The 24,684-nt window shown below is 40.1% G+C and carries 22 protein-coding genes; 12 read left to right on the top strand and 10 right to left on the bottom strand.

All coding sequences use genetic code 11. The features are described 5' to 3' along the window. Positions 1-138: 138 nt before the first annotated feature. Together ileS and pgk are read left to right on the top strand one after the other, a co-directional pair. Entirely contained in the window at positions 139-2,994 is a 2,856-nt protein-coding gene (gene ileS, locus C7B62_RS05685) for an isoleucine--tRNA ligase (RefSeq protein ID WP_370303800.1), read from the top strand. 251 nt (positions 2,995-3,245) lie between these two features. After that, positions 3,246-4,445, top strand: coding sequence for a phosphoglycerate kinase (gene pgk, locus C7B62_RS05680; protein WP_106233654.1), 1,200 nt, complete (start codon positions 3,246-3,248; stop codon positions 4,443-4,445). A 290-nt stretch (positions 4,446-4,735) separates the two neighbouring features. On the opposite strand, the gene C7B62_RS05675 is transcribed toward pgk, so the two are convergent. Both C7B62_RS05675 and tyrS read right to left on the bottom strand, forming a co-directional pair. Next, the gene (locus C7B62_RS05675) at positions 4,736-5,233 is read right to left on the bottom strand and encodes a hypothetical protein (RefSeq protein WP_106233678.1); all 498 of its coding nucleotides are present in this window, start codon (positions 5,231-5,233) and stop codon (positions 4,736-4,738) included. Between the two features lie 113 nt (positions 5,234-5,346). Beyond that, positions 5,347-6,570, bottom strand: coding sequence for a tyrosine--tRNA ligase (gene tyrS, locus C7B62_RS05670; RefSeq protein ID WP_106233653.1), 1,224 nt, complete (start codon positions 6,568-6,570; stop codon positions 5,347-5,349). Positions 6,571-6,730: 160 nt separating this feature from the next. Between tyrS and C7B62_RS05665 the strand changes: the two genes are divergently transcribed. From C7B62_RS05665 to C7B62_RS25605, 4 genes are all read left to right on the top strand, one after another. Beyond that, positions 6,731-7,309, top strand: a complete 579-nt coding sequence (locus tag C7B62_RS05665; protein WP_106233652.1) for a metal-binding protein — start codon at positions 6,731-6,733, stop codon at positions 7,307-7,309. Between the two features lie 111 nt (positions 7,310-7,420). Beyond that, positions 7,421-8,422 (top strand): hypothetical protein, encoded by a 1,002-nt coding sequence (locus C7B62_RS05660; protein WP_106233651.1) that lies wholly within the window; start codon positions 7,421-7,423, stop codon positions 8,420-8,422. Between the two features lie 63 nt (positions 8,423-8,485). After that, positions 8,486-9,229, top strand: a complete 744-nt coding sequence (locus C7B62_RS05655; protein WP_106233650.1) for an isoprenyl transferase — start codon at positions 8,486-8,488, stop codon at positions 9,227-9,229. Beyond that, positions 9,213-9,377 carry a hypothetical protein gene (locus tag C7B62_RS25605; RefSeq protein ID WP_158260633.1) on the top strand — a complete coding sequence of 55 codons (165 nt, stop codon included), beginning with the start codon at positions 9,213-9,215 and terminating at the stop codon, positions 9,375-9,377. The genes C7B62_RS05655 and C7B62_RS25605 overlap by 17 nt, the downstream gene beginning before the upstream one ends. A 51-nt stretch (positions 9,378-9,428) precedes the next feature. On the opposite strand, the gene C7B62_RS05650 is transcribed toward C7B62_RS25605, so the two are convergent. The 3 genes from C7B62_RS05650 to C7B62_RS25600 form a co-directional block, all read right to left on the bottom strand. Beyond that, complete coding sequence (locus tag C7B62_RS05650; protein WP_106233649.1) at positions 9,429-9,842, bottom strand: type II toxin-antitoxin system VapC family toxin; 414 nt, start codon at positions 9,840-9,842, stop codon at positions 9,429-9,431. A 13-nt stretch (positions 9,843-9,855) separates the two neighbouring features. Continuing rightward, entirely contained in the window at positions 9,856-10,086 is a 231-nt protein-coding gene (locus C7B62_RS05645; RefSeq protein WP_106233648.1) for a hypothetical protein, read from the bottom strand. Between the two features lie 221 nt (positions 10,087-10,307). Further along, positions 10,308-10,472 carry a hypothetical protein gene (locus C7B62_RS25600; protein WP_158260632.1) on the bottom strand — a complete coding sequence of 55 codons (165 nt, stop codon included), beginning with the start codon at positions 10,470-10,472 and terminating at the stop codon, positions 10,308-10,310. A gap of 96 nt (positions 10,473-10,568) precedes the next feature. Between C7B62_RS25600 and C7B62_RS05640 the strand changes: the two genes are divergently transcribed. Next, a complete protein-coding gene (locus C7B62_RS05640) occupies positions 10,569-10,940 on the top strand; it encodes a hypothetical protein (RefSeq protein ID WP_106233647.1) in 372 nt (123 codons plus the stop codon). A gap of 22 nt (positions 10,941-10,962) precedes the next feature. Here the strand turns inward: C7B62_RS05640 and C7B62_RS05635 are convergent, their stop codons facing one another. Then, on the bottom strand, positions 10,963-11,949 hold the full coding sequence (locus C7B62_RS05635) for a hypothetical protein (protein ID WP_106233646.1): 987 nt from the start codon (positions 11,947-11,949) through the stop codon (positions 10,963-10,965). 395 nt (positions 11,950-12,344) lie between these two features. On the opposite strand from C7B62_RS05635, the gene C7B62_RS05630 reads away from it, so the two are divergent. Continuing rightward, positions 12,345-14,963: a PD-(D/E)XK nuclease family protein gene (locus tag C7B62_RS05630; protein ID WP_106233645.1), complete on the top strand. Its 2,619-nt coding sequence runs from the start codon at positions 12,345-12,347 to the stop codon at positions 14,961-14,963. Between the two features lie 123 nt (positions 14,964-15,086). Beyond that, the gene (locus tag C7B62_RS05625; protein WP_106233644.1) at positions 15,087-15,482 is read left to right on the top strand and encodes a universal stress protein; all 396 of its coding nucleotides are present in this window, start codon (positions 15,087-15,089) and stop codon (positions 15,480-15,482) included. 142 nt (positions 15,483-15,624) lie between these two features. Here C7B62_RS05625 and recN read toward each other — a convergent pair whose 3' ends face one another. Beyond that, a complete protein-coding gene (recN, locus tag C7B62_RS05620; protein WP_106233643.1) occupies positions 15,625-17,382 on the bottom strand; it encodes a DNA repair protein RecN in 1,758 nt (585 codons plus the stop codon). 78 nt (positions 17,383-17,460) lie between these two features. Here recN and C7B62_RS25325 point away from each other — a divergent pair, with 78 nt between their 5' ends. Beyond that, positions 17,461-17,751 (top strand): hypothetical protein, encoded by a 291-nt coding sequence (locus tag C7B62_RS25325; RefSeq protein ID WP_146132049.1) that lies wholly within the window; start codon positions 17,461-17,463, stop codon positions 17,749-17,751. Positions 17,752-17,897: 146 nt separating this feature from the next. Here the strand turns inward: C7B62_RS25325 and C7B62_RS05615 are convergent, their stop codons facing one another. From C7B62_RS05615 to C7B62_RS05605, 3 genes are all read right to left on the bottom strand, one after another. Further along, a complete protein-coding gene (locus tag C7B62_RS05615; protein WP_106233642.1) occupies positions 17,898-19,808 on the bottom strand; it encodes a tetratricopeptide repeat protein in 1,911 nt (636 codons plus the stop codon). Between the two features lie 283 nt (positions 19,809-20,091). Continuing rightward, positions 20,092-21,774, bottom strand: coding sequence for a chaperonin GroEL (groL, locus tag C7B62_RS05610; RefSeq protein ID WP_106233641.1), 1,683 nt, complete (start codon positions 21,772-21,774; stop codon positions 20,092-20,094). Positions 21,775-21,979: 205 nt separating this feature from the next. Beyond that, complete coding sequence (locus tag C7B62_RS05605; protein WP_106233640.1) at positions 21,980-22,840, bottom strand: response regulator transcription factor; 861 nt, start codon at positions 22,838-22,840, stop codon at positions 21,980-21,982. A gap of 502 nt (positions 22,841-23,342) precedes the next feature. On the opposite strand from C7B62_RS05605, the gene C7B62_RS05600 reads away from it, so the two are divergent. After that, positions 23,343-23,777: a hypothetical protein gene (locus tag C7B62_RS05600; protein ID WP_106233639.1), complete on the top strand. Its 435-nt coding sequence runs from the start codon at positions 23,343-23,345 to the stop codon at positions 23,775-23,777. Between the two features lie 86 nt (positions 23,778-23,863). Next, positions 23,864-24,073, top strand: coding sequence for a hypothetical protein (locus tag C7B62_RS05595; RefSeq protein WP_106233638.1), 210 nt, complete (start codon positions 23,864-23,866; stop codon positions 24,071-24,073). Positions 24,074-24,684: the final 611 nt, after the last annotated feature.

Raw genomic sequence — 24,684 nt, 5'->3', positions numbered from 1 at the left:
GAGCAAACCTTTAACCAAATTCAACTAGTTGAAACTGTGACCGAAGCAAAAAGCTACGAACAGCACGAGCGTCTAAGGAAACCTCAGACGACGTGTTCTTATAAAGAAACCGTAAATCTGCCCCAAACAGCATTCAATATGCGGGCGAATGCCGTGGAACGAGAACCAGAATTACAGCAATTTTGGGCGGAAAACAAAATTTACGAGCAACTGTCGCAGAATAACCCTAAAGACTCTTTTATCCTCCATGATGGCCCTCCCTATGCTAATGGTTCGTTGCATATGGGTCACGCGCTGAATAAAGTTCTTAAGGACATTGTCAACAAATATAAGTTATTGCAGGGACACAAAATCGACTACATTCCAGGTTGGGATTGTCATGGACTCCCTATAGAATTAAAAGTACTTCAGAAAATCAAATCAAAAGAGCGTCAAGAATTAACACCCCTCAAGCTACGTCAAAAAGCCAAAGAGTTTGCCATCCAAGCACAGCAAGAACAGTGTGAGAGCTTTAAACGCTATGGTGTCTGGGGCAACTGGTCACACCCTTATTTAACCCTTACGCCTGAATACGAAGCAGCACAAATTGATGTCTTTGGTCAAATGGTGCTTAAAGGTCATATTTATCGCGGCTTAAAACCCGTCCACTGGAGTCCTAGTTCTCGTACGGCGCTAGCTGAGGCAGAATTAGAATATCCTGAAGGGCATACTTCTCCGAGTATATATGTAGCTTTCCCTGTTAGTAAGTTGGGAGAAGGTGCAGCAGAATTAGAAGAATATTTGCCCAACTTAAGCGTAGCTATCTGGACTACTACACCCTGGACTATCCCTGGTAATTTAGCTGTGGCAGTCAATGGCGAATTAGAATATGCAGTAGCCCAAACCAGTGAGGGGCGATATCTAATTGTGGCTAAAGATCTGAGCCAACAATTGTCTACAACCCTAAAAACCGATTTAACCGTCAAAACTATTTTATTGGGTAAAGAGTTAGAGAATACTGTTTACCGACATCCTTTATTTAATCGCGAGAGTAAAGTAGTTATCGGTGGGGACTATATTACTACTGAATCTGGTACGGGACTAGTACATACTGCCCCTGGACATGGGCAAGAAGACTATATCACAGGACAAAAGTACGGTTTGCCGATTCTTTCCCCTGTAGATGATGGTGGCAAGTTTACCGAGGAAGCAGGTAAGTTTGCAGGTTTGCAGGTAGTTGCGAAAGGAAATGAAAAAGTTAGCCAAGGTAATCAAGCAATTATCGATGCGCTGCAAGAGGCGGGGGCATTGCTTAAACACGAGGAATACCCTCACAAATATCCTTATGACTGGCGCACAGGTAAACCGACAATCTTCCGTGCTACTGAACAGTGGTTTGCTTCGGTGGCAGGATTTAGAGATGAAGCCTTAAAAGCGATCGCCGAAGTTACTTGGATTCCCGCTCAAGGAGAAAAACGCATCACGCCTATGGTAAGCGATCGCTCTGACTGGTGTATTTCTCGTCAGCGTGCTTGGGGAGTGCCGATTCCTGTGTTTTATGACGAGGAGACAAATGAGCCTTTATTAACTGAGGAAACTATCAATCATGTTAAGGCGATCGTGGCTGAAAAAGGTTCTGATGCTTGGTGGGAGTTATCCGTAGAAAAATTGCTACCTGAGTCTTATCGTCAGAATGGACGCACCTATCGCAAGGGTACAGATACGATGGATGTCTGGTTTGATTCTGGTTCATCTTGGGCTGCGGTGGCAAAAGGTAGAGGCTTAAAATATCCCGTGGATATGTATCTAGAAGGTTCGGATCAACATCGGGGTTGGTTTCAATCGAGTTTGCTTACCAGCGTCGCTACCAACGGTATTGCACCCTATAAGACAGTCTTAACTCATGGGTATGTAGTGGATGAGAAAGGCTTTAAAATGAGTAAGTCTAAGGGTAATGGGATCGCTCCTGAGTTAATCATTGAAGGAGGCAATAACCAGAAGCAAGAACCTGCTTATGGTGCTGATGTACTGCGTCTTTGGGTAGCTTCCGTAGATTATACTTCTGATGTTCGGATCGGCAAAAATATTATCAAGCAAACTGCCGATATGTACCGCAAGGTACGCAACACGGCTCGTTTCTTACTGGGTAACTTACATGACTTTGACCCTAAAAAAGATGCTGTAGCTTATGCAGACTTACCAGAATTAGATAAATATATATTGCACCGCATGACAGAGGTATTTGCTGAAGTTACTGAGGCTTATGAAAGCTATCAATTCTTCCGCTTCTTCCAGGCTATTCAAAACTTCTGCGTGGTGGATTTATCTAACTTCTATTTAGACATCGCCAAAGACAGACTATATATCAGCAGTCTCGATTCTTTCCGTCGTCGAAGCTGTCAAACAGTGTTAGCGATCGCAATTGAAAACATTGCCAGAGCGATCGCACCAGTATTGTGTCACATGGCAGAGGATATCTGGCAAGCTTTACCCTACGACACAGGTTATAAATCCGTGTTTGAATCTGGTTGGGTAGAAATAAAAGATGAATGGCAAAATCCCGTAGGGGCGTTTCGCGCGATGCGAAGCGAGTCCTTTAGGGAAACGCCCCTACAATGGGACATAATCCGCGATTTACGAGATGAAGTAAATAAGGTCATGGAACAGGCGAGAACAGCAAAAGCGATCGGTTCTTCTCTTGATGCCAAAGTGTTGCTTCATGTTTGTGATCCAGAATTAAAAAATAAATTGGCAGCTTATAATTCATCAGATACTTTAAGTGAGAAAAACATTGATGAATTGCGCTATTTTTTCCTAGCTTCTCAAGTTGAATTGGTCGATTATCTTCCTGATTCAGAATATAAAAGTGAATCAGATATTGCCAATATTGCTGTAGTTAAAGCTGATGGAGAAAAATGTGAAAGATGCTGGAATTATTCCTTGTCTGTAGGTAGTTTTAAAGATGATCCGACAATTTGCGATCGCTGTAATGCTGCGTTAAAAGGTGAGTTTTAATTTAAGTCAGTGGGTGAATAATCAAATTATCTCAATTGGCATCATGACTAAAAGCTAAAAGCTTTCAAAATGATCTTCGGTAATTGCGATCGCCAATTGCGTTAGTGAATAATTACGGAGGAGATGCTTTCTTTAGTGCAGTCCCTCTGGTAGATTAATCCTAGCCCCAAATTTAAAATTCAGCTGAATTTATCTTTAGACTTGGGTAATTTTTTTAACTTATTTAACAAGCAATTAGGAGGAAAGTCGCAGTGGCTAAGAAGACTGTCGCGAATTTGACCGAAGCAGATGTCTCGGGAAAAAGAATTTTAGTAAGGGCCGATTTTAATGTGCCTTTAGATGATAGTGGCAATATTACCGACGATACTCGTATTAAAGCTGCGTTACCGACAATTAAATATTTAGTTGATAAAGGCGGAAAAGTAATCTTGTGTAGCCACATGGGTCGTCCTAAGGGGGAGGTGAAAGAAGAATTACGTCTTACTCCAGTTGCCAAAAGACTTTCTGAGCTATTAGGACAAGAGGTTACTAAGTGTGATGATTGCGTTGGCGACAGCGTAGCTTCTATTGTCAATGCCATGAGCAATGGGCAGGTTGTGTTATTAGAAAATCTCCGTTTTCATAACGAAGAAGAAGCCAATGACCCTGAATTTGCCCAACGCTTAGCTGCTAATGCCGACCTCTACGTTAACGAAGCATTTGGAACTGCTCACCGCGCTCACGCTTCCACTGAAGGGGTAACTCATTATTTAAGTCCTAGTGTTGCTGGTTACTTGATCGAGAAGGAATTAGACTATCTTCAAGATGCTGTAGATAATCCTAAACGTCCTTTGGCAGCGATTATTGGTGGGTCTAAAGTTTCCAGCAAAATTGGCGTCATCGAAACTTTATTAGATAAATGCGATAAGTTGCTGATTGGTGGCGGAATGATTTTTACTTTTTATCAGGCTCGTGGTTTAAAAGTAGGTAAATCCTTAGTTGAAGAAGATAAGCTTGAGCTTGCTAAGTCTTTAGAAGCCAAAGCCAAAGAACAGGGTGTAGAATTGCTGTTGCCGACTGATGTTGTGGTAGCTGATAATTTTGCTCCTGATGCTAATGCTAAAACTGTCAGCATCAATGATATTCCTGATGGCTGGATGGGACTAGATATTGGCCCTGATTCTATTAAAGTATTTCAAGATGCTCTAGCTGATTGTAACGCCGTCATTTGGAATGGACCAATGGGTGTATTTGAATTTGATAAATTTGCTGCGGGAACAGAAGCGATCGCTCATACCCTAGCAGGTAAAACCGATGCTGTAACCATTATTGGCGGTGGTGATTCTGTAGCTGCGGTCGAAAAAGTTGGGGTGGCTGAAAAAATGAGCCATATCTCAACTGGTGGTGGTGCAAGTTTGGAATTGCTTGAAGGGAAAACTCTACCTGGTATCGTCGCTTTGGATGATGCTTGAATTAGTTTTAAGCTCTAAGCTTTAAGCTGATAGAAAATAAGTAGTAGGTAAAGAAAAAACTTATAGTCATTTCAATTAATTTCAGAGATAGTTATTTTGTATTAATGATTATGGTGAATCTGAACTTGCTACTGCGATGCGAAGCGAGTCCTTTAGAGCTATTTCCTACTCGATACCGAAGGGAATCCTTTAGGGCTACTTCCTTATAAGATCGAATGGTTGCTATTTGAGATGACTATACTACCTAGTCTTAGCAGATTGATTAGTGTGTGACATCTAACATCAGTTATCTATCTAACTGCGTTAGCGCGACAGTCCCTCAGCCACAATTGAACCCCACGACCAATAATGCCGTTAGTTGTCTCTCTTGGTGGTGCAGGAGGCTGATTGTTGTCAACATTACCCAAGCGAGAAAAGAGCATCACTGTACGCCAACCGCTGTTGGTTTGAGTTAAAAATAGCCAGTGATAGGTTTGAATCTCAACTATTTTGCCCTGAATATATTGTCTTTCTAAAACTGTAAAAAAGACTTGTTCGGGATCTTGACCGTTTTGGTGATCATATTGTAGTCGAGGCAAGGTTAACGGTTCAAACTCGGCTTTACTTGCAGTGATGATATAGTTTTGAATCCCTGCTGCCTGATTAAGATTTTGAGTTCGTTGAATAATTCGATTGCTATAGGCGGGTAAGTCTTTTAAAAGTAAAGCGGTTAATTCTGGGAGATTATTTGGGCAAGTAAAGTTTTTTGGGGTTGAATTTTTTGGCTCATCAGCAACCAATATAGGCATAGAGTAGATTGGACGGCTAAACATAGGCTCAAACAGAACAATTGATAAGACAGCAGTTATGAATAGGCTTAAACGCCATTGCCCAAAATTAGGCTTCACCACTAACATCATCATTAGGAAACTAAGCGAATAAACTTTTTCTTGCCTACCTGTAGCACTTTTCCTGCTAGTTCCTCAGGGGAATTGAAAGTTAGGTTAACATCAGTTTGGCGATCGCCTTCTAGACGCACTGCACCCCCTTGAATCTGTCGGCGACCTTCACCACTGCTTTGACACAGACCACTTGCCCCCAAAATATAGAATAGCTTGGCGGGAAACTCGACTTTTGATAAGGAATACTCGCTAATATCTCCTCCTGTGGTATTACCCTGGAGTACTATCTGTTCCGCAGTTTGCTGTGCCTGCAATGCTGCCTCTTTGCCATGAAACTGAGTTGTGACTTCAATCGCCAGTAATTTTTGCGCCGATCTAGGGTTTTCGGGTATTTGGGTAAGATCGAGATTGGTTAAAAGCTCAAAGTAGTCTGGGAGCAAATTATCAGGAGTTTTTTCTAGTTTTGAGTACATAGATAGAGCATCTTCCTGTAGTCCAACGTAATTATTTAAAGACTTGGACATCTTTTGTACTCCATCAGTACCCAATAAAATCGGCAACAGCAAACCAAACTGGGTTTTTTGACCGAAGTGCCGCTGTAAATCTCGTCCGACGGCAATATTAAATTTTTGATCCGTACCACCCAACTCCACATCAGATTTAACGGCAACAGAATCGTATCCCTGCATCAAAGGATATAAAAACTCATGGAGAAAAATTGGTTTTTCTTGACTATAGCGTTCTGCAAAACCTTCTTTCGCTAACATTTGTCCCACGGTCATTGTGGCTAGCAACTGCTGGATTTGGGGTAAGTCTAGTTGACTCAACCACTCAGAATTGTAACGAATTTCCAAGCGACCTGGAGTGTCAAAATCCAAAATTGGTTTTAGCTGTTCAAGATAGCTTTGAGCATTGGCTTTGACCTGTTCTGCGCTTAATTGACGGCGCACCTCAGACTTGCCCGTAGGGTCGCCAATTTGGGCGGTAAAATCGCCAATAATCACCACAGCGGTATGACCTGCATCTTGAAAAGCCCGTAGCTTACGAAAGGGTATACTATGACCCAAATGGATATCTGTGCCTGTGGGATCGATACCTAGTTTGATTCTGAGGGGGCAGTTGCTTTGAATAATGCGCTGACTCAAGTTTTCATCTGGATTCTCTGAATCTGGGCGATCGGGAAAAATCTCGCTAGTACCTCGATGAAGCCAATCTAAATTATTATGGTTAGCCGAATCAGACATTACCCAATCACCTGTTGAAGAATTTACTGTAAGTAAGATTACCAAAGTATTAAACTCTTTGCCTTATTTTCTCTTCCCTTGCCACTGTGCATTATCTTAAAAGTCCTTTACCCTAACAAGATAAAAAGATAAAGTTAATTGCTCATTTGATCGCTGAATTATGCCTTCAGGAATCGTACACGATCGCATTACTATTAAGCTCTTACCTTGGGTAGGAGGAATTACTTACTGCTTAACTAACCGCAGCGCTGAACTAACTTTGATTTTAGCTTGTGGATATTTATTTAGCGGGATGATGTTTGGACCCGATCTTGATATTCATTCGCTGCAATATAAACGCTGGGGGATAATTCGCGGTATTTGGCTGCCCTATCGTCGCTGCTTGCGCCATCGTTCGCTCTTTTCTCACGGATTGATTATCGGTACTTGTGTCAGGCTACTTTATCTATTTTGCATTATTTCTGTGATTAGTACTCTAGGAGTGGCGATCGCTCAACTTTGTTTTGGTTTTGCCTGGAATTGGCAAGATTTTGTGCGAAATCAACTACATTTATTAATTAACAAATATCCCCACGAAACAGCAGCCTTCTTGATTGGTTTAGAAATTGGCGCTATGAGCCACAGCATTAGTGATTGGCTTAATTCTTACCGTAGGCAACGCCTGAAAACTAGACTGAGCAAAGTTAAGACCAAATCCTCAAACATGCGCCAGGCAAGAATTTACCAAAAGAAAAAATAACTAGCAATAACTTGCCGACTTTTTCCGACTTAAAAACTCCCGACTTTCCCCGACAGACAAACTACGGGAATTTACCTAAGCTGTATCTCAAGTCAGTCAAGAGGAAATAATATGGATCGAGCAACTAGAGATTTAGCGGGAGAGGTTTGTTTTCACCCTAATTTTTTTCAAACTAAAGCGAGGATTAATTATTTAATCGATCGATATTTAAGTTACGACCAATTAGGCGATCGCCTAGAAGATTTACCTCGGCAATTTGAGCATCCGCAACCCCGTAAATGGTCAATAATTAATTGGCAAGATATTCATCCAGAACAGATTGTTGGTCTTGAACTGGATATTTTTTTGTCTATTATCAAAGGTGCGTTGGATACGGAAGCACCGATCAGAGACTATACCCAAACCAGTAGACAGTATCTTGAACCAATTCATCCTAGTATGGCAAGGTTTGTCGGGGGTGTGGTGGAAGCAGACACCATCATTGAATTAGGTTTGTGGGAAAAAGAAGAGCGTCAGCATAGTCCAGCCTTAATCAAACTTTATCAACTGCTAGCCAACAAATCAGTTACGCCTCAAGCCAAAATTGCTAAAAGTTATCAACCTTGGATCAATGCCTATCAAGATTTATATCAACATGGACTACATCGGGTAATTACCGAATATGGTGCAGTTTGTTTATATCTATGGCTAATGTCTCATACGACGGGAACTATCCAACAAGTACTAGGAGAACTATTGCAGGACGAGGTAAATCACCTGACAAAATTCTGGGGGATGGGAATGTGGCTCTATCCCGATAGTACGGAGCAGTTAATTCGCTATCTTCTTAGCCAAATTCATACTATCTTGCCTGTATTCTATAAGTCGTCAACAATTAAATCTCCAGCAAATATTAAATCTACATTTCAACGTATGATGTCCGTTTTAAATTGGCAATCTTGGTCAGTTTTGGAGCGAGGTGAATTGATTTACACTTTTATGTGGATTTTAAAACGAATGTGGGATTGGAGTGGTCAATTAACTCCAGAGTATTTACACTCATGTTGCTCAACTCCAAAATTTTTTGGGAACAATAATTTTGAACGCCATCAGCCTAAAATAATTATTTCCTAAGTAGCACTACTCTTGCTTTTTAAATTTAATCTCTGATAATCTTTGAACTTAAAATAATTTTTTATGACAGCTCAATTAATCACCAAATCAACCCAAGTCAACCAAGCTAAATTGCCGAACCACGTTGCTGTGATCATGGATGGTAATGGTCGTTGGGCAAAACAAAGAGGATTACCCCGCATTGAAGGACATCGCCGAGGTGCTAATGCCCTCAAGGAAATATTGCGCTACTGTAAGGATTTAGGGATAAAAACCTTAACTGCTTATGCCTTTTCAACCGAAAACTGGGGTCGTCCCACAGGGGAAGTTAGCTTTTTGATGAGTTTATTTGAAAGGCTGTTGCAGAAAGAATTAAAGGAGATGGAAGCAGAAGAAGTCTGCATTAATTTTATTGGCGACTTGACTCCTTTACCCCCCTCCCTACAACAGGAAATGCATCACTCAATGGAGCGCACAAAGCATAATCAAGGAGTCTTTTTTAATGTGGCAATTAACTACGGTAGTCGTCATGAGATGATTCATGCCTGTAAAGCGATCGCCCAAAAAGTACAGCAGGGTGAACTATCCACCGACTCCATCAACGACCAGACTATCTCTCAACATCTCTATACTTCTGCTAGTCCCGATCCCGATCTATTGATTCGTACTAGTGGGGAAATGCGCTTAAGTAACTTTATGCTATGGCAGCTAGCCTACACAGAAATATATGTTACCGAGACTCTCTGGCCTGATTTTGATAATGACCAGCTCGATCGAGCTATAGTCGCTTTTCAGCAACGCGATCGCCGTTTTGGTAAAGTTAAGTAGTTATACTAAGCCATATGAGTACAGGTTTCAGGCGATTACTCCCAGTAAAGCGATCGCCTCTTATCTGAAAGTACCCCACTACAGTTTAGAAAGCTTAACCCAAAATATTGTTCGTCGTCGTGGTTTGGACTTGTGGTTAAATTGGTGAGCATTTTTTCATCAGTAAACAGTGACCAAGAAGTTGATGACTGATGACTGATTACTCCAGCATTAAGGCTCGATAACCTGCTTGCACAAAATGACGATCTGCTGTGAGAGCATCAGTTAAATTCTGGTCTTGCATAACTACAAAAGAAATACAATCAGTCAAACCCCAACTTTTATCGCCCCTTGAACTGTATAGTTCCAAAGCACGTTGTAAAAGTACGGTGTCAACACTGACTAATATGATGTTGGGAGTGTTATAACACTGCTGAATAAATGTGGTTGCTGCTTGGCGATTTATTGCACTTAAAGCATTGCCTACCTCTACTAAAATAGCTTCGGTTAGCCAAACTTCAGACGCAGCTTTAACCTGAGTTAGAAGTTGAAGTGCAGATTGATGATACCAATCTCGTTTGTTGAGTAAAGCCTGAATAAATACGGTGTCTAGAAAATATCTTTCGCTGGTCATTAATACAAGCTAACTAGTTTTGTTTGGGACTACCGTACAAATAGTGATCGTGTTCTATCGACCAATCGGCAGGAGCTTCTACTGTTCCAGCAAGGGCTTCTATTGCTGACCAACCGCTTTCAGGAGTCTGAGTTTCTGTTTCTGGTTGAATGGTGATTAGATAACGTTGGTTGGGCTGAAGGTCTACAGGATTATCTGGACGTAAATATTCGCCGTCAAAGGTGGCAGTTATGGTTTTAGTCATTAAATTGGTTGAAAAGCGAGCTTTATATCATCTAGGTTATCAGTTTTATTTGGTTGAGCAGTTCTAAGTTTCGGTAGAAGCGATCGCTTCTGCATACGCAACTGTGTAATCGCCTTCAAGGTCTGAGTTTTACCACTGCCCGATGCACCGATGGCGACGATATGACTGTTGGGTACGGTTTCAGGATTCCAATAGAGCCTTCTCCTAAGTAGCTTATATGATTAGTAAACGTCACAGTCTTTAATCTCTATATCGTTAATATCATCATAGCTAGTAACAGGTTTCTCTAATTCACAGATTCGGCTTGAGTATTCGCCATTATCATAAATTGCTAAACCAAAAAAACCTGAGAGTTGTTCATATTTTTTCTTAGGATCGGCGGTCATTACTGCTCCTTTTGGGCTGACATCACGAATATTGAAATCATAGTATTTACTTGATGCTACGGAAAAATTAGCGAAGAAGCATTAGAAACTAAAAAGTTGCTAGATAAACTTCAGACTAAGACAGAAGTAGGCATCAACCAAATTGAATACGGGAATTCGCTTGCAGATCTAAAATATGCTTACAAACAAATAGAGGATGAAAAAGAGAAAGAAGCCTTTGAAAAACTAATCAAAATACATGAAGTTACCTATACTTTTTGGAAAGAGTGTTATTCATCTGAATATGCTTATAACTGTCCTACTGAAGGTCAACCAATGCAACTTGTTTTAACATCGTTTCCAGAGATCAAAGATAAACAAGATGATTACACGATGTTTTTACTAGGAGCTTATCAGTGGAACACAAATAGTGTATTAAGTGAACTATGGACAATTGCCGATCGCGAACTGGAAAAAATTGAACTGTAGTTTGCATTTTATTTAATTCTTTTTACACTTGAAAAAGTATAGTAGATGTAGATACAAGCTTATTTTTTTCTATGTCTTGGGAAAACTGTAACCAAGTTTGTCTTTCTACACGTTTAGAACAATAGTGCGATGCCATGCTGAGAAAACAATGTAATGTAAAGTACAAATCTTCTATTAGATTAGTAATTTCTTGTTCTCGCTTTTCACCGTATGAGAGATAGATGGCATCGCGGTAATTAGCTTTTCCTCGAAAGCGAAACGCCTGATGAAGAAAACTAACTTTTTTCTTTTGTAGACGATAATCTCTTATTTTTCGAGCTTCAAGCTTCCGAAAGTTAGTAAATCCTTTGTTTTGAAACTCTGTACATTTGAGAATTTCGGTTTGTTTTTTTTCTCTGTACCAATCCGCAGAGCCTTTTAAAAAGGATATACAAACGCTATGAGCAGAACCTTCATCGATTGGTGACTCATGCACTGAAGATGCGTTTCCTTGCCGAAGTTTTTCTACTTCGACCTTATATTCTTTTTCTACCAAAGTTGGTAAGTACAGATTAAATGGGTAAACAATTTTCTTGGTAATTACAAAGTGTTGAGTCCAAGCATTGGCGGTGCTTGCATGGTCTTGAGGATAAGAGCCATCGCCAGCAGTAATCATCGCACTAGCTGCAAAGTAAATTCCGTAATACCAATTTATTATTGCCGACTGAATTAGATTACAGTGGTAGTCTTGATTTATCTTTATTGCTTCGAGTCCTGCCAGGTTATGAAAACTCATAAATGCTTGTTCAAAAACCAATGTGTCGGCAGTTCTATTTACCGTTCGACGCTGAACAGATTTATAAAATTCCGAAAGTTGAATTTTTTCAAAGCTATTAATTTCGCACAATAGAGCAATAGCTCGAAGCCAATTGCAGGTAGCATCAAAGGAAAATTGGGGGTTTGCACTAGGATTTTCTTTTTTTAATCGTTCGTACAACCAACGTTCTTTACTTATCTGTAATTGATTCACTTTTTACCGCTTGAACTATTTATGACACTATGCGTATAGTTCCCTATTTTTTTCAGAAGCGATCAATCAATTATAGTTACTTAATTTCTACAATCCTCACCACTAAATTCCCACTCGCATAATAATCCCTAACAGCCTCAATACTTCCTGTGAAGTAGCAGCGATCAACCGTGCATAGGCAAGATCACTGTAAACCTAATGCCTGGTTAAAATTTATAACTATACCTCCATTAGAATTAATCTAAATACTGAAAATGGCAAAAATTACCAAGATAAACACTTCAAACCATTCCACACTAATGCTAGTAGGCAATCTTAGTGTGAAAAAACTGAAGGAAAAAAGATTCTCCTGTTACTGGTTCAACAGCTTTTATTATTTAATTTTTATTTAAATTATGGGCAGATATATCTTACCTGAAGTTCCTTCTACCGTATCTTCTGAGTATAGGTTTCAGGTAATTACACCCAGTAAAGCGATCGCTTCTTATCTGAAAGTACCCCACTACAGTTTAGAAAGTTTGACCCAAAATATTGTTCGTCATCGGGGTATGGGAGTTGCTTCAGCGCTATTAAGTCGGCGTTTATTGCAAAATGCGGTGCGGGAAGTAGTTGATACTAATGATATTGAAGGAACAGCGAAAGCTTTTTTAGGCACAATTAAAGAGCTGTTTCGTAGTGGCGTTGAGTTGACGAAACTACAGACAAGTTTAGAGCCACGGATTCAGCAGTTGGGTAATCTGGCTGCTGCTTATCGCCACCAGTTGCGACAAGTTAAACGCGTTGATGCAGCAGAGTTATATTGGCAGGGTGCGATTCATATTGCTTACCAGAAAGCCTATGTTTTTTATGGTTATTTTACTCCTGGGCAAGATGAATTAGCGTTAATTAATGCGATCGCCAAACAAGATAGTATTTTAGTATTACCCTTAGATGATTTATATCCTCAAAATTACCAGGCTTTAAGTTGGTTGCAGTCTCAGGGATGGGAATTATTAGCGGGTAAGTCAGCAAATATTACAGCAATTAATCATCAGCTAAGACAGTGTTTTAGAGATTTTCAACAGACGTCGCTTCTGCCTTCAAGAGTCAAGTTAAATGTTTATCCTAATTTAGAACAAGAAGTAAGAAGTGTATTAACTCAAGCCAAAGTTTTGCAGTCTCAAGGGGTTGCTGCTCAAGATATTGTCTTGGTGACAAGAGAACCACAGTTATATGGAGAGACTTTAATTAATCTTGCCTGGGAATACAGTTTATCAGTGCAGTTATCCTATGAAGTTCCTTTGCAGCAAACTCGTCTGGGTGCTTGGATCGAGCTATTGCTGGAGGTTGTTCGAGATAACTTTCCTTTTGAAGCAACGGCTAAATTACTGTCTCACCCTTTAGCTAAGTATCTCTCGGCTCAGATCTGGAAACGAGCTAGAGAAACCCATCCTCAAGGCTTGAATGCTTGGCAGGAGTTAGGAGTAGATTTAAGCCTGCTCGATTTGAAAACTAGTCATCCTCGCAATTGGGTTAATCGTCTATTAGAAATCTTGTCGGCTTGGAATGTTTTAGAAAATGCCAAATCTTGGGCGCGAGAAATATTAGCTTACTATCGATTACAGTCAGGATTAAAAGAATTAAGCAAAAATGGATCGCATCATTCTAGTAAACAGGCTTTTTGCCAGGAAATTAGCGAAATATTAGCTTTATTGACTATTCCTGTTCAACCTGGGCAGGGAGGAATTGAGCTACATTGCCCCACATCTATATTAGGAACGCATTATTCCTATGTATTTATCTTAGGTTGTGGTGCGGGGATTTTGCCAGCAGCGATCGCCGATGATCCTATTTTAGATTTTCATCATCGTAAGCAGTTAGCTAAACAGGGGTTAAATATATCAACAGCGGTAGAGCTTGCTTCAAAAGAAACTTTTGATTTTTACAATCTGTTAAATGTGCCGACGGAGCAAATTAGCTTTTCTTATCCTGAATTAATTGAACGCAATTGTGTGATCGCAAGTCCTTATTTAGCATGTTTAGGCTTAAAACCAAGTCCAGTCGAGAATTTGCCCATAGCAAGTATCGAGCAAGCGCGTCAGCTATATCTGCGCCAACCAAATTTATGGCAGTCAGATAGCTCATGGTTAATGCCAGAAATTGCTCATGCCTTAAAAGTAGAGAATAATCGAGAAAGTGCGATCGCGCCCGATCAGTATGATGGTGTCATCGGTATTAGTATCGATCCCCAAAGTAAAATTTTCAGTGCTTCTCAATTAACCCAACTGGGGCAATGTCCCTTTAAATGGTTTAGTAGGCGCTTACTGAGGCTAAAAGAATTAATTGAAGCAGAATCAGATCTCGTGGCTGCCATGCGGGGGAATCTCTACCATCGTTGTCTAGAATTAGCTTTGACGGGGATTAAAACCGCTAGCGACTTAGCTCAATTTAATCAAGAACAATTAGCCCAAGCCTTTGCGACTAGCGAACAGGAATTAAAACTGACTGAATTATCAGGATGGAAATTTCAGCGCCAAGAACATTTAAACTTGCTTGCCCTTAACCTTGCTAGCGTCGAATTTCTACCTCCAGCCAGAGAAGTAATGGCGACTGAAACTAAGTTTGCAATGGAGTGGCATGGTTTGCAGATCAAAGGACAGGTAGACAGAATCGATCGCACTCCCACAGGTTTAACTATAATTGATTACAAAACTAGTGGAGCAACTCCCGCTGGGGTCAAAGATGCCACAGGCAAAGCTAATCTAGATATTCAACTAGCAGTCTATCAAGATGCGATCTCCCAGCGATACCCCGAAGCAGTGATTGACACAGCAGCCTACTATTCTCTGACTAAACAAAAAACCATTAGTCGTCCGCAAAAAGATCCTGCCGAATTAGCCGCTTTTGCCCAACAGGTAAAAAATCATTTGAGCCTAGGACATTATCCCATTGCCCCCGATCTAGATCGTCAAGCCTGTCGTTATTGTGATTATGACTTAATTTGTCGCCAAGGCGATCGCTTAAGCCGTAAGTAGAGCTAAACTGAGATTAATACTGGCATTAATAATTAAAATTGGTAAATTTTCTGAATCAGCAGAGGCTTTTCTGACACAATGATTCATTGCAGCAGTATCATTACCTAGTATTAATATTTTTTTATGTTCAGAAATATTTTATTCCCCATCGAATTAAGTAGAGAAGCGCGCAAAGGAATTCAACTGACGGCGGATATGGTTAAAACTCATCAAAGTAGACTAACTATTCTTTCTGTAGTCGAAACCAAAGAGGATGGCGTGATGAGTTCAGAAACGCAGGTAGCAAAACTGCTGCAAGAAGCCAAATTATTTTTTGCTAATCAGGGAATCTCTGCCGAAACTTTGGAAAGAGAAGGCTTACCCGCTTTTACTATCTGTGATGTTGCCGATGAAATCAATGCCGACTTGATTATTATGAGTTGTCGGGGTTTAGGCTTAATCGATGAAGAAGCTGCTGCGGAGAGCGTCACCAACCGCGTAATTAATCTTTCTTCTTGCCCTGTATTGGTTACAAGTTAGAATGTTCGGGATGGATCAGCTAGGTTTAGATTGACTGGTTTTACCCTCGGCTGAAAAAAGCTTTTATAGTAAAACTAGACAATGTTAGGACATTTTTTTACTAATATCTACTACCTACTACCTACTACCTACTACCTACTACCTACTGCCCTTGAGTAGCGCGATACCTAGCAGCTTTAGTTAATAAAGACTCAGCAAAGGCGATCGCATCTTCGGCGGAATGTCCTCCTGTAATTTGAGCTAACTCTTCTGCTCGTACCTGATGATTAGCTAAAGCTTTAACTCTAACCACTGTGCGAATATCCACCAGGCTATTACCATTTTGTCCTGGAGATTTGCTACCCTCTTCAATAATGGTTTTTTCGACTTTGAAATGCCCGTTTGCCATCGCAGCAATTAGTGGCTGGTGAGTGACACACAACACCTGATGCTGTTGACCAAGTTGGTGGAGTTTTTCGGCGATCGCTTGAGCCACTTTTCCCGATACTCCCGCATCAATTTCATCAAAGATTAAAGTCCCATAACTTTCTTCTGCCCCCGAAAAACAGGCTTTTAATGCCAAAAGAAAACGGCTCATTTCTCCCCCCGAAGCAATGACGGAGAGGGGCTGAATCTCTTCTCCCGCATTGGGGCTAAAGTAAAATACGATCCTGTCTGCACCCATTGCCGTTGGCGAACATTCAATCAAACGACATTCAAACACCACCTTATCCATCGCCAGGGGTTTCAATTCTTTGACTAGCTGCTTTTCTAATTTAGTTGCTGCCTTTTGCCTAAGTTGAGTGAGTTGCTTAGATGCTGTAGTAAGCTGTGCCAAAGCCTCTTGATATGCTGATTCCAAAGTGGCAATGGATTGTCCACCCCCAGTAATTAGAGCCAATTCAGACTGTAGCTGTTCGTAAAGAGCGATCGCATCACTTAAATCTGGGCCATATTTGCGACAAATACTCTTTAACTGCCTAATTCTGGCTTCAATCTCTTCTAACCTCTCTGGATCAGCCTCCAATCCCTCGCTGTAGCCATTGATTTGCTGCCCTGCTTCAACAATCTGCACTAATCCTGACTGCACCATTTCTAAAATCGGGTTTAACTCAGAATCATATTCCACCATCTCCATTAAACAAGATTCCGCCTGACCCAATAGATCCGCCCCTGCTGGTGCATCATCGTCTCCTTCATAAAGCAGTTTATAAGCTTGATTACCCAATTGCTGTAGCTCAACCACATGAGATAAGCGATCCCGTTCTTGCTCTAGTTCATCTAATTCATGCTCATCCCTCAATTCTGCTTCGTCTAAATCCTTAAGTTGAAACTTAATTAAATCTTGTCGTTGCAATAATTCCTGTTCCGACTGAATCCGCTTATTTAATTCTCGCTTTGCCTGCTGGGTTGCCTCATAAGCTTGAGCAACTAGAGTTAACTGCTTACCTATCCCCTTGCCACCATAAGCATCTAATAAATGCCGTTGCTGTTCGGCAATTAATAAGTTGACCGTTTGACCCTGGGCGGTAATTTCCACCAACCGCGATCGCAATTGAGACATTAACGGCAGATTTACCAACACTCCGTTGACGCGACTGCGGGAGCGCAAATTAGTCTTATTAATCACAATCTCGCGACTGCAAACTAAAGTATCTTCCTCTAGAGGATCGATCTCCTGCGCCGCGAGCCAAGCACTCAAACTAGGATTAATTTGGAAAGTAGCTTCAATCGTCGAGCGATCGCTACCTGTGCGAATCATACGGCTATTTGCTTTCCCTCCCAACACCATGTCAATCGCGTCAAGAATAATCGATTTACCCGCTCCTGTTTCCCCAGTCAAAACGTTTAATCCATTGTCTAAATTAAGTTCTAAGGAATCAACTAGAGCAAAATTATTAATTTTTAGATTAACGAGCATCTATATAAGGTTAGGGCTAGCTGGAACTAATAGTCAATTACTGCACCGACAAGCGGATGCAGCTTGTAACTACACCAAATGATGCGTTACGTTCGGACGATTGACAAGACAACCAAAGTTGCCACACCGCGTGGTGTCACGCCCTGCTCTTCCGACCCAAAGGTAGAAGAGAGAATTAGAGTTTTTTACGCTCACGCTAAAGTTTTTACCTGTCGGACGTATTCTTCGACAGAACCTCTAACTTTAAGTTTTCATGGTTCGACTACAATATCGTTGTTACGCCTCTGTAAGGGAGCTACCCGTCGTCGCTTACAATTCCTCTTTCCCTGTTGGGATGCCATGTATCAGAACGGACTCTTTCATTTGTAGTTATTGTATTATTTCAGATTTTGATTTTAAGTTCAAGTTCTCGATTTAAGCGGTATCCTTCGGATGTTTGTTTCCTGGTCGGGCTTTCATCTCAAGGTACAAGACGCATGAGTTTTCAGCCCGACATTAATTTATAAAAATCTTTTTTATTGATTAGATTTATTTTGCATTTGAAGATTACGCTTCAGTTTTTGCGCTAAAGCATGATTTAACTTTTTCGATGCTTCAGGATATTGAGGCTCTATTTGCAGTACTTGACTATAAGTTTTGACCGCCTTGTCCCAATTTTCCAGCTTTTCCCATTGAAGGGCCAATAAATAATATGATTCGGGATTATGTGGATTTTGCCTAATTCCTTGTTCTAACAATGCGATCGCCTGTTCGTGTTTTCCTTGCCTACTTAAAAGATCGCTTAAACGATGATATGAAGAAGAAAATGTAGGATCGAGAGTTATTACCTGATGATAAAAACCAGTTGCCTGTTGTTCTTGATTCTGCTCAACCAAGGCATCTGCCAGAGAGAATCGATCTATTGCCGTGCCAATATTGGGCTGTAAAGCCAAAGCTAGCTGCATCTCCTTAACAAATTCTTGCTGCTTGCCAGCTTTGAGTAAAGTTCTGGCTAAACCTAGGTGTGCATTAGGATATTTAAGGTTTAACTTAATCGCTTGATGATAGCAGGCGATCGCTTCAGAGAACTTATTTTTTTTAGCGTAAAGATTGCCAAGATCTGTAAAAATTTTAGGAGAGCTAGGCTGCAACTTTGCTTGCTGATGATAACGTTGAATTGCTTTGTCTAATTGACTGAAAACATCTTTTGTTTGAGGCTGCTGTGAAAACGAAGGTATTTGAGATAACTCTGGCTGATTGTGAGTTGATTTAGACGCAGCTAAAGCAGGGCGTGACATACTTAAGTTGACAGCTTGCCGATAGTATTTTGCTGCTAGTTGCCACTGGTTATTTTGCTCCAACTGCCTTGCTGCCTGACAATAAGACGCTACAGCCTCTTCAATATTATTGTGGTTGATTGCTACTAATTCTGAATTGGGGGTGTTGCTAGTTGAGCTGTCAGATAACTCCAATTCTGAAGCCCGATCAAGACTAAACTCTGCTTTCTCAGTTTCACCAACTTCTTCCCAGATTGCCGCTAGTTTGCGATGGGTTTTGGCACTGGGCTTGATAATAATCGCTTTTTGATAATGCTTGATTGCCTGCTGCCATTTTAATTGTTGAGCATAAATATCGGCAATACCCGCGTATACATCAGCTAAGTTAGGTTTCACCTCTACCGCTCTAGCATAGCAAGCCATGGCTTCTCCAGTTTGACCCATTCTTTGGAGAGCATTACCCCAAATTTTATATGCTTCTGCCATCTTAGGCATGATTTGCGTGGCTTGTTTACAAGCTAATGCTGACTGTTCCCATTCTTGCTTTTCAAGATGGTCTAGTGCTTTTTGGAAGTAAACCTGTGCCGTTTCCCAATCTATTTGTTTTGCCTGTTCAGGATTAATTGCCTTAATGCGGGGCGAAAAACTTGGAGTGGGGTCAACTACTGCTTCAAGGTTAGGCAAGCTTGGGGATAGCGATCTCACTCTAGCGATCGCCAAATTGTTAGTCAAGGGCTGAAAAGAAAAGGCAGCTTCCTTTAAACTAGCAACAGGAATTGGCGGTTTTTTGACAGGAGCAACATGAGAACCTAATAATTGATTTTTAGTATTTCCTGTTAGGGCTTTAAGACTAATTGCTTGACGATAGTAATTAGCTGCTTGTTCAATTTTGCCCTGTTTTTTTAAACTGATAGCTAATTTTTGGTAAGCGATGGCAAGATCTATCTGGTGCTTCATACGCCCTGCCAAACGCTGCTTAATTTCTGGCAGGTGAGGATGTTGTTCAATTGCTAAATCATAAATTGCCACAGCTTCGCTTATTTTTCCTTGTTCCCAGAAAGTATCCGCTTGAGCAATTTGCGCCTCCCATTTGGAGACATCAGACTTAACGATAGCCGTCTGCGTTGACTTGGCTTCGCTGGAAAAAAGATTTAGAAATAGCTTTAACATTAGCTAGTTAAAAAATATATAAATAATTTTACTTAAGTTAATTGACTGAGATTGAAAATTTACCATTCAAACAAGCTAGTATTTACCCCAAGCATTTTCTAAATTTTAAAGGAAATGTCTGTAATTTTATCTAATCTTCATTTTTCAAGGAAATTCTCTTCATAGAGGATTATTATTGTTTTTACTTTACCTACAAAAAAAGAGGTAGTCTAATCCAAAGAACTACCTCAAAATATTAAATTATTAAACTTGTGACTCATCTAATTAGATAGAGTAGCGGGCATTACATCATGCCCATTCCAGGCATACCGCCCATACCACCCATGCCACCCATGCCACCCATACCGCCCATGCCCCCAGGCATACCACCAGGTGCAGCAGCTTCGGGTTCGGGTTTTTCTACCACCAAGGCTTCGGTAGTCAATACCATGCCAGCAATAGAGGAAGCATTTTGAACTGCGTAACGAACTACTTTAGCAGGATCGATGATTCCTCCTGCAATCATGTCGACAAATTCACCAGTCAACGCGTTGTAACCAACGTTAAAATCGGTTTCTTTCACTTTTTCAACTACGACAGAGCCTTCTACCCCCGCATTGTTAGCTAGCTGACACAATGGAGCTTCTAGAGCTTTGGCAAAAATATCGGCAGCTACTTGCTCTTCCACATCTTTAAGGGTGTTTTTAAATTCAGCTAGTTTTTGAGCTAAGTGAATCAAAGTTGTGCCACCACCAGGAACAATACCTTCCTCAACGGCTGCTTTGGTAGCATTTAGAGCGTCTTCAATACGTAACTTACGATCTTTTAGCTCAGTTTCGGTAGCTGCACCTACTTTAATTACAGCAACGCCACCTGCTAATTTAGCAATCCGTTCCTGTAGTTTTTCCTGATCATAGTCAGAGTCTGTTTCTGCTAACTGTTTACGTAGCTGCTCAACTCTTTTTTTGATATCAGCACTATTGCCAGAACCAGAGACAATCGTGGTATTTTCTTTATCGATGACAATTTTGTCAGCAGTTCCCAGCATATCGGTATCAATCTTATCAAGACTTAAACCAACTTCTTCAGAAATTAGCTGACCACCTGTTAAGACGGCAATATCCTGGAGCATTTGTTTACGGCGATCGCCAAAGCCAGGAGCTTTAATCGCAGCAACATTAAGAACTCCTCTAGCTTTATTGACTACCAAAGTAGCTAAAGCTTCACCCTCAAGATCTTCGGCAATTACTAATAAAGGTTTACCCTCACGAGCCACTTTTTCTAGTATGGGAACTAAATCGGCGATCGCGCTAATTTTTTTATCGGTAATCAAAATCACCGCACTTTCAAATTCAACGAGCTGTCGTTCTTGATCGGTAACAAAATAAGGTGAGATATATCCGCGATCGATCTGCATCCCTTCTACTACATCTAACTCAGTTGCCAAGGATTTGGATTCTTCAACGGTAATTACACCATCTTTAGTAACTTTATCCATTGCCTGAGCAATCATTTTACCCACTTCTTCATCATTACCTGAAGAAACAGTAGCTACCTGAGCGATCGCATCTCCCGCCACAGGTTGGGCAACAGCAGCAATTTCCTTGATTAAAAAGGCAGTAGCTTTATCTAAACCTTTTTTTAAGGCTACAGGATTAGCTCCTGCGGCCACGTTTTTTAAACCTTCCTTAATTAGTGCTTGGGCAATGACGGTGGCGGTAGTTGTTCCATCCCCTGCATTATCTTTAGTTTTAGAGGCTACTTCCCGAATTAATCTCGCGCCAGTATTTTCTAAGGGATCTTCTAATTCAATTTCTTTGGCGACGGTAATTCCATCATTGACAATTTGCGGTGCGCCAAACTGCTTTTCTAATAGAACGTTACGACCTTTTGGTCCCAATGTAATTTTCACCGCATTGGCTAGGGCATTTACACCTCTTTCCAATGCTCGTCTTGACTCTTCATTAAACGAAACAATCTTCGCCATAGGATTTTCTTTTCCGTCTCGCTACTTTCATTTGCAAATTTAGCACTCTTCAGTAGTGAGTGCTAAAAAACATTATCTAAATTATTAAATTAATTAGTCTTGTAGGGATTACCGAAACAAGTAGCAAAATCTTGAGTCACTAAATTGCAATTAGGCAAAGCCTACGCGGATCGCATTGCCAATAAATCTTTAAACAAATCCTATTTTAATTGAAAACCAGAACACTTACGCCCACGATAAAAAAAATAATGCTGAGAAAGGTCACAAAATAGCGCAATATGTAAATTTGATTTTCCAGTTTTCTAAGAGCTTGTTTATTACCTGCAAAGAGAGTGTTAATATACCTTTGCTGTTCCAAATTACGATGGTCAATCTGCATCTCCACCTTATACATATCTGGTGCAGAACGGTTTATTTGAGAGCTTGCAGCTTCAATTCCAGTTTGTAACTGCTGACTTACCTGCGACTGGAAATTGCCTAATCCTAAGCGAAAATCTTGTTTGATATTAAGTATCTGAAGCTCTAACTCTTGATACATTTCTTTCCTTGAGGCTTCATTTTGTGCTAAAACCTTTTGCTCTAACTCGACGAGCGATCGCGCATACTTACTGTGTAAGTCGATTAAGTTCTCGGCAGCCTGTTCTTTTTCTTTAATTAAATGGGACAATAGCTTTTCAAATAATCCTGGTCCAAGTTGAAAATAACCTCGCTGTACAGCACGAATCGTATCCCCAATTTCTTGAGCTGAGGTATTTTTTAGCAGATAACCTCTTGCACCTGCCTCTACTGCAGAGTTGATCTGATCTTCATGGTCATGACTACTGAGGATGATTGCTTTAGTTTCAGGAAAACGTTCACTAAGTATTTTAGTTAGGCTTAAACCGTCCATCTCAGGCATTTCTAAATCGACAATGGTAATATCAACCCTATTTTGCTCTAAATACTTAATTGCTTCGACCCCACTAGTAGCTTTCTCCACCACTTGAAAATCTGGCTCATTTTCGAGAATTGTTTGCAAAGCTTGCCTGGTGAAGTTTTGATCGTCTACTACTAGTATCTTAATCACGAATATACCCTGAGCTTGAATAATTATAATAAATGTTGATTAATAAAAATACATATATTTTGAGCTGGAATGATTACTAAGTAAAAAATACGAACCTATAGCAATCTTATTTGAGTCCTAAAAATTTGAATAGTAGTTAAGTAACTTCAAATTGCTACACAACCAATCAAACCCTAACAATTCAAATTGCAATCAAGCTTATAATGAGCTGCATCACCAATTTAACCTAAACAAATCACTACATAACTGTAAAATATTTTACAACTTCTGTCTAGTAGATAAGTAACAAACTATTAATAATAATTAGTAATTAAAACAGTTAGTATTTTTAGATAATTAATTCTTAAAAGGTTAGATAAAGCTTAAAATTAAATACTAATCTCAGCAACACCACCATTTTTGAGATCACTCAAATTGTCAATACTACTTAATAGTTCGTTTTCCGTATATCTCATCACAACCCTGTGAGTTCTAAAGCTAAATATAATTAAGATACAATAAGATGTTTTTTTTAAACCAGTTTAAAATTGTTACTATCATATCTCTGTTAACTTTCGCTTCGATACCAGCGATCGCCCATAATGTTGAAGTATCTGAAGAGGTAGCTGCAACATTTCACATTGAACCTAATCATAATCCCCAGGTAAATCAACCAACCACAGCCTGGTTTGCTTTAACTCGTCGTGGTGGAAACAGCATTCCCTTGTCCCAATGTCACTGTATTCTTCGGGTATATCGCACTCCTCGCGCTAATGATGCCACACCTTTATTTGAACCTGCATTAATCCCTATTAATGTAGAAAAATATCGGGAAATACCTGGTGCAAAAATAACCTTTCCCCAGGGGGGAGCATACGAGCTAGAAATCAGCGGTACAGCTAAAGATCAGAGCTTTGCGCCTTTTAAATTAAGCTACACTGTAAATGTAGTGCCGTAATCTGCTTACTGCCACATAAACTTTACCGATTAAAAATTAAGCCAACAGATTTTGTCCGTGAATTGCGATCAAATATATAAAATATTATGGGTAGAAAAGCCAAGCTCAAAAAATTAAGGCAGCAAGCCACTGTTAAATCGAATAAATCTAACCAAAAATATAGTGCCACAGAGTTTGTTGAACAATTCGAACACATGGGGTACCAAGTCAAGGTAGATCCTAAATTGCAGCCAAAAACCAATCGAGGCAATATTGCTCCAGAGCTTCCTCAAACAAGAATTGAACCCCAGCTATAACAAAATATTATGCAAACTTTTGCGGCTTAATTCCCAGCTAGATACGGGTAAAACAATTGGCCAAAATAAAGACGCAATCAACAGAACACACCAAGAAATTAGATCGAGTTTAGAGGTGCTGTAATCTGAGTAAAAAAGGCTAAACCAATAGACAAAGACCATCAAGCAGATGATCCAATACCAAGTAACTATGTTTGCTGACATTATTAACAAGCCAAAGTGAAAATTTTTGACTTAATTATCATTGATAATTTTCAAAAATGTAAGGAGTAAAAATACTTAAATTAGTCGCTCAATTATTATATAGTCTCACATAATTAGCTTAATTAATCTGAATTCCCAGCCCAATTCCCAGAAAATAATTTAAATAAACTGGTTTAATTAGTTGCTCAAACAATGATTTATTTTCTCGTAATGTCACAGACAGCAGGCGCAGTATTAACTTGAATCTGCTGATGTCCAGTACTATTTAAAAGCTGTGCGATCGCTTCCTTTGCCTGAATATTTGCCTGCTCTAAAATATCTTTTTGACAGGGCGTTGCTGAATAAAAGGTGGATTAAGTAAAAATAGGGACTCGTTTAAATCTTAAGTAATGCATCAAAAGTCGAAT

The sequence above is a fragment of the Pleurocapsa sp. CCALA 161 genome, from assembly GCF_003003995.1.
Lineage (GTDB): Bacteria > Cyanobacteriota > Cyanobacteriia > Cyanobacteriales > Xenococcaceae > Waterburya.
The sequence above is the reverse complement of the archived record's forward strand: the minus strand, read 5'-3'. Positions and strand labels throughout refer to the sequence as shown.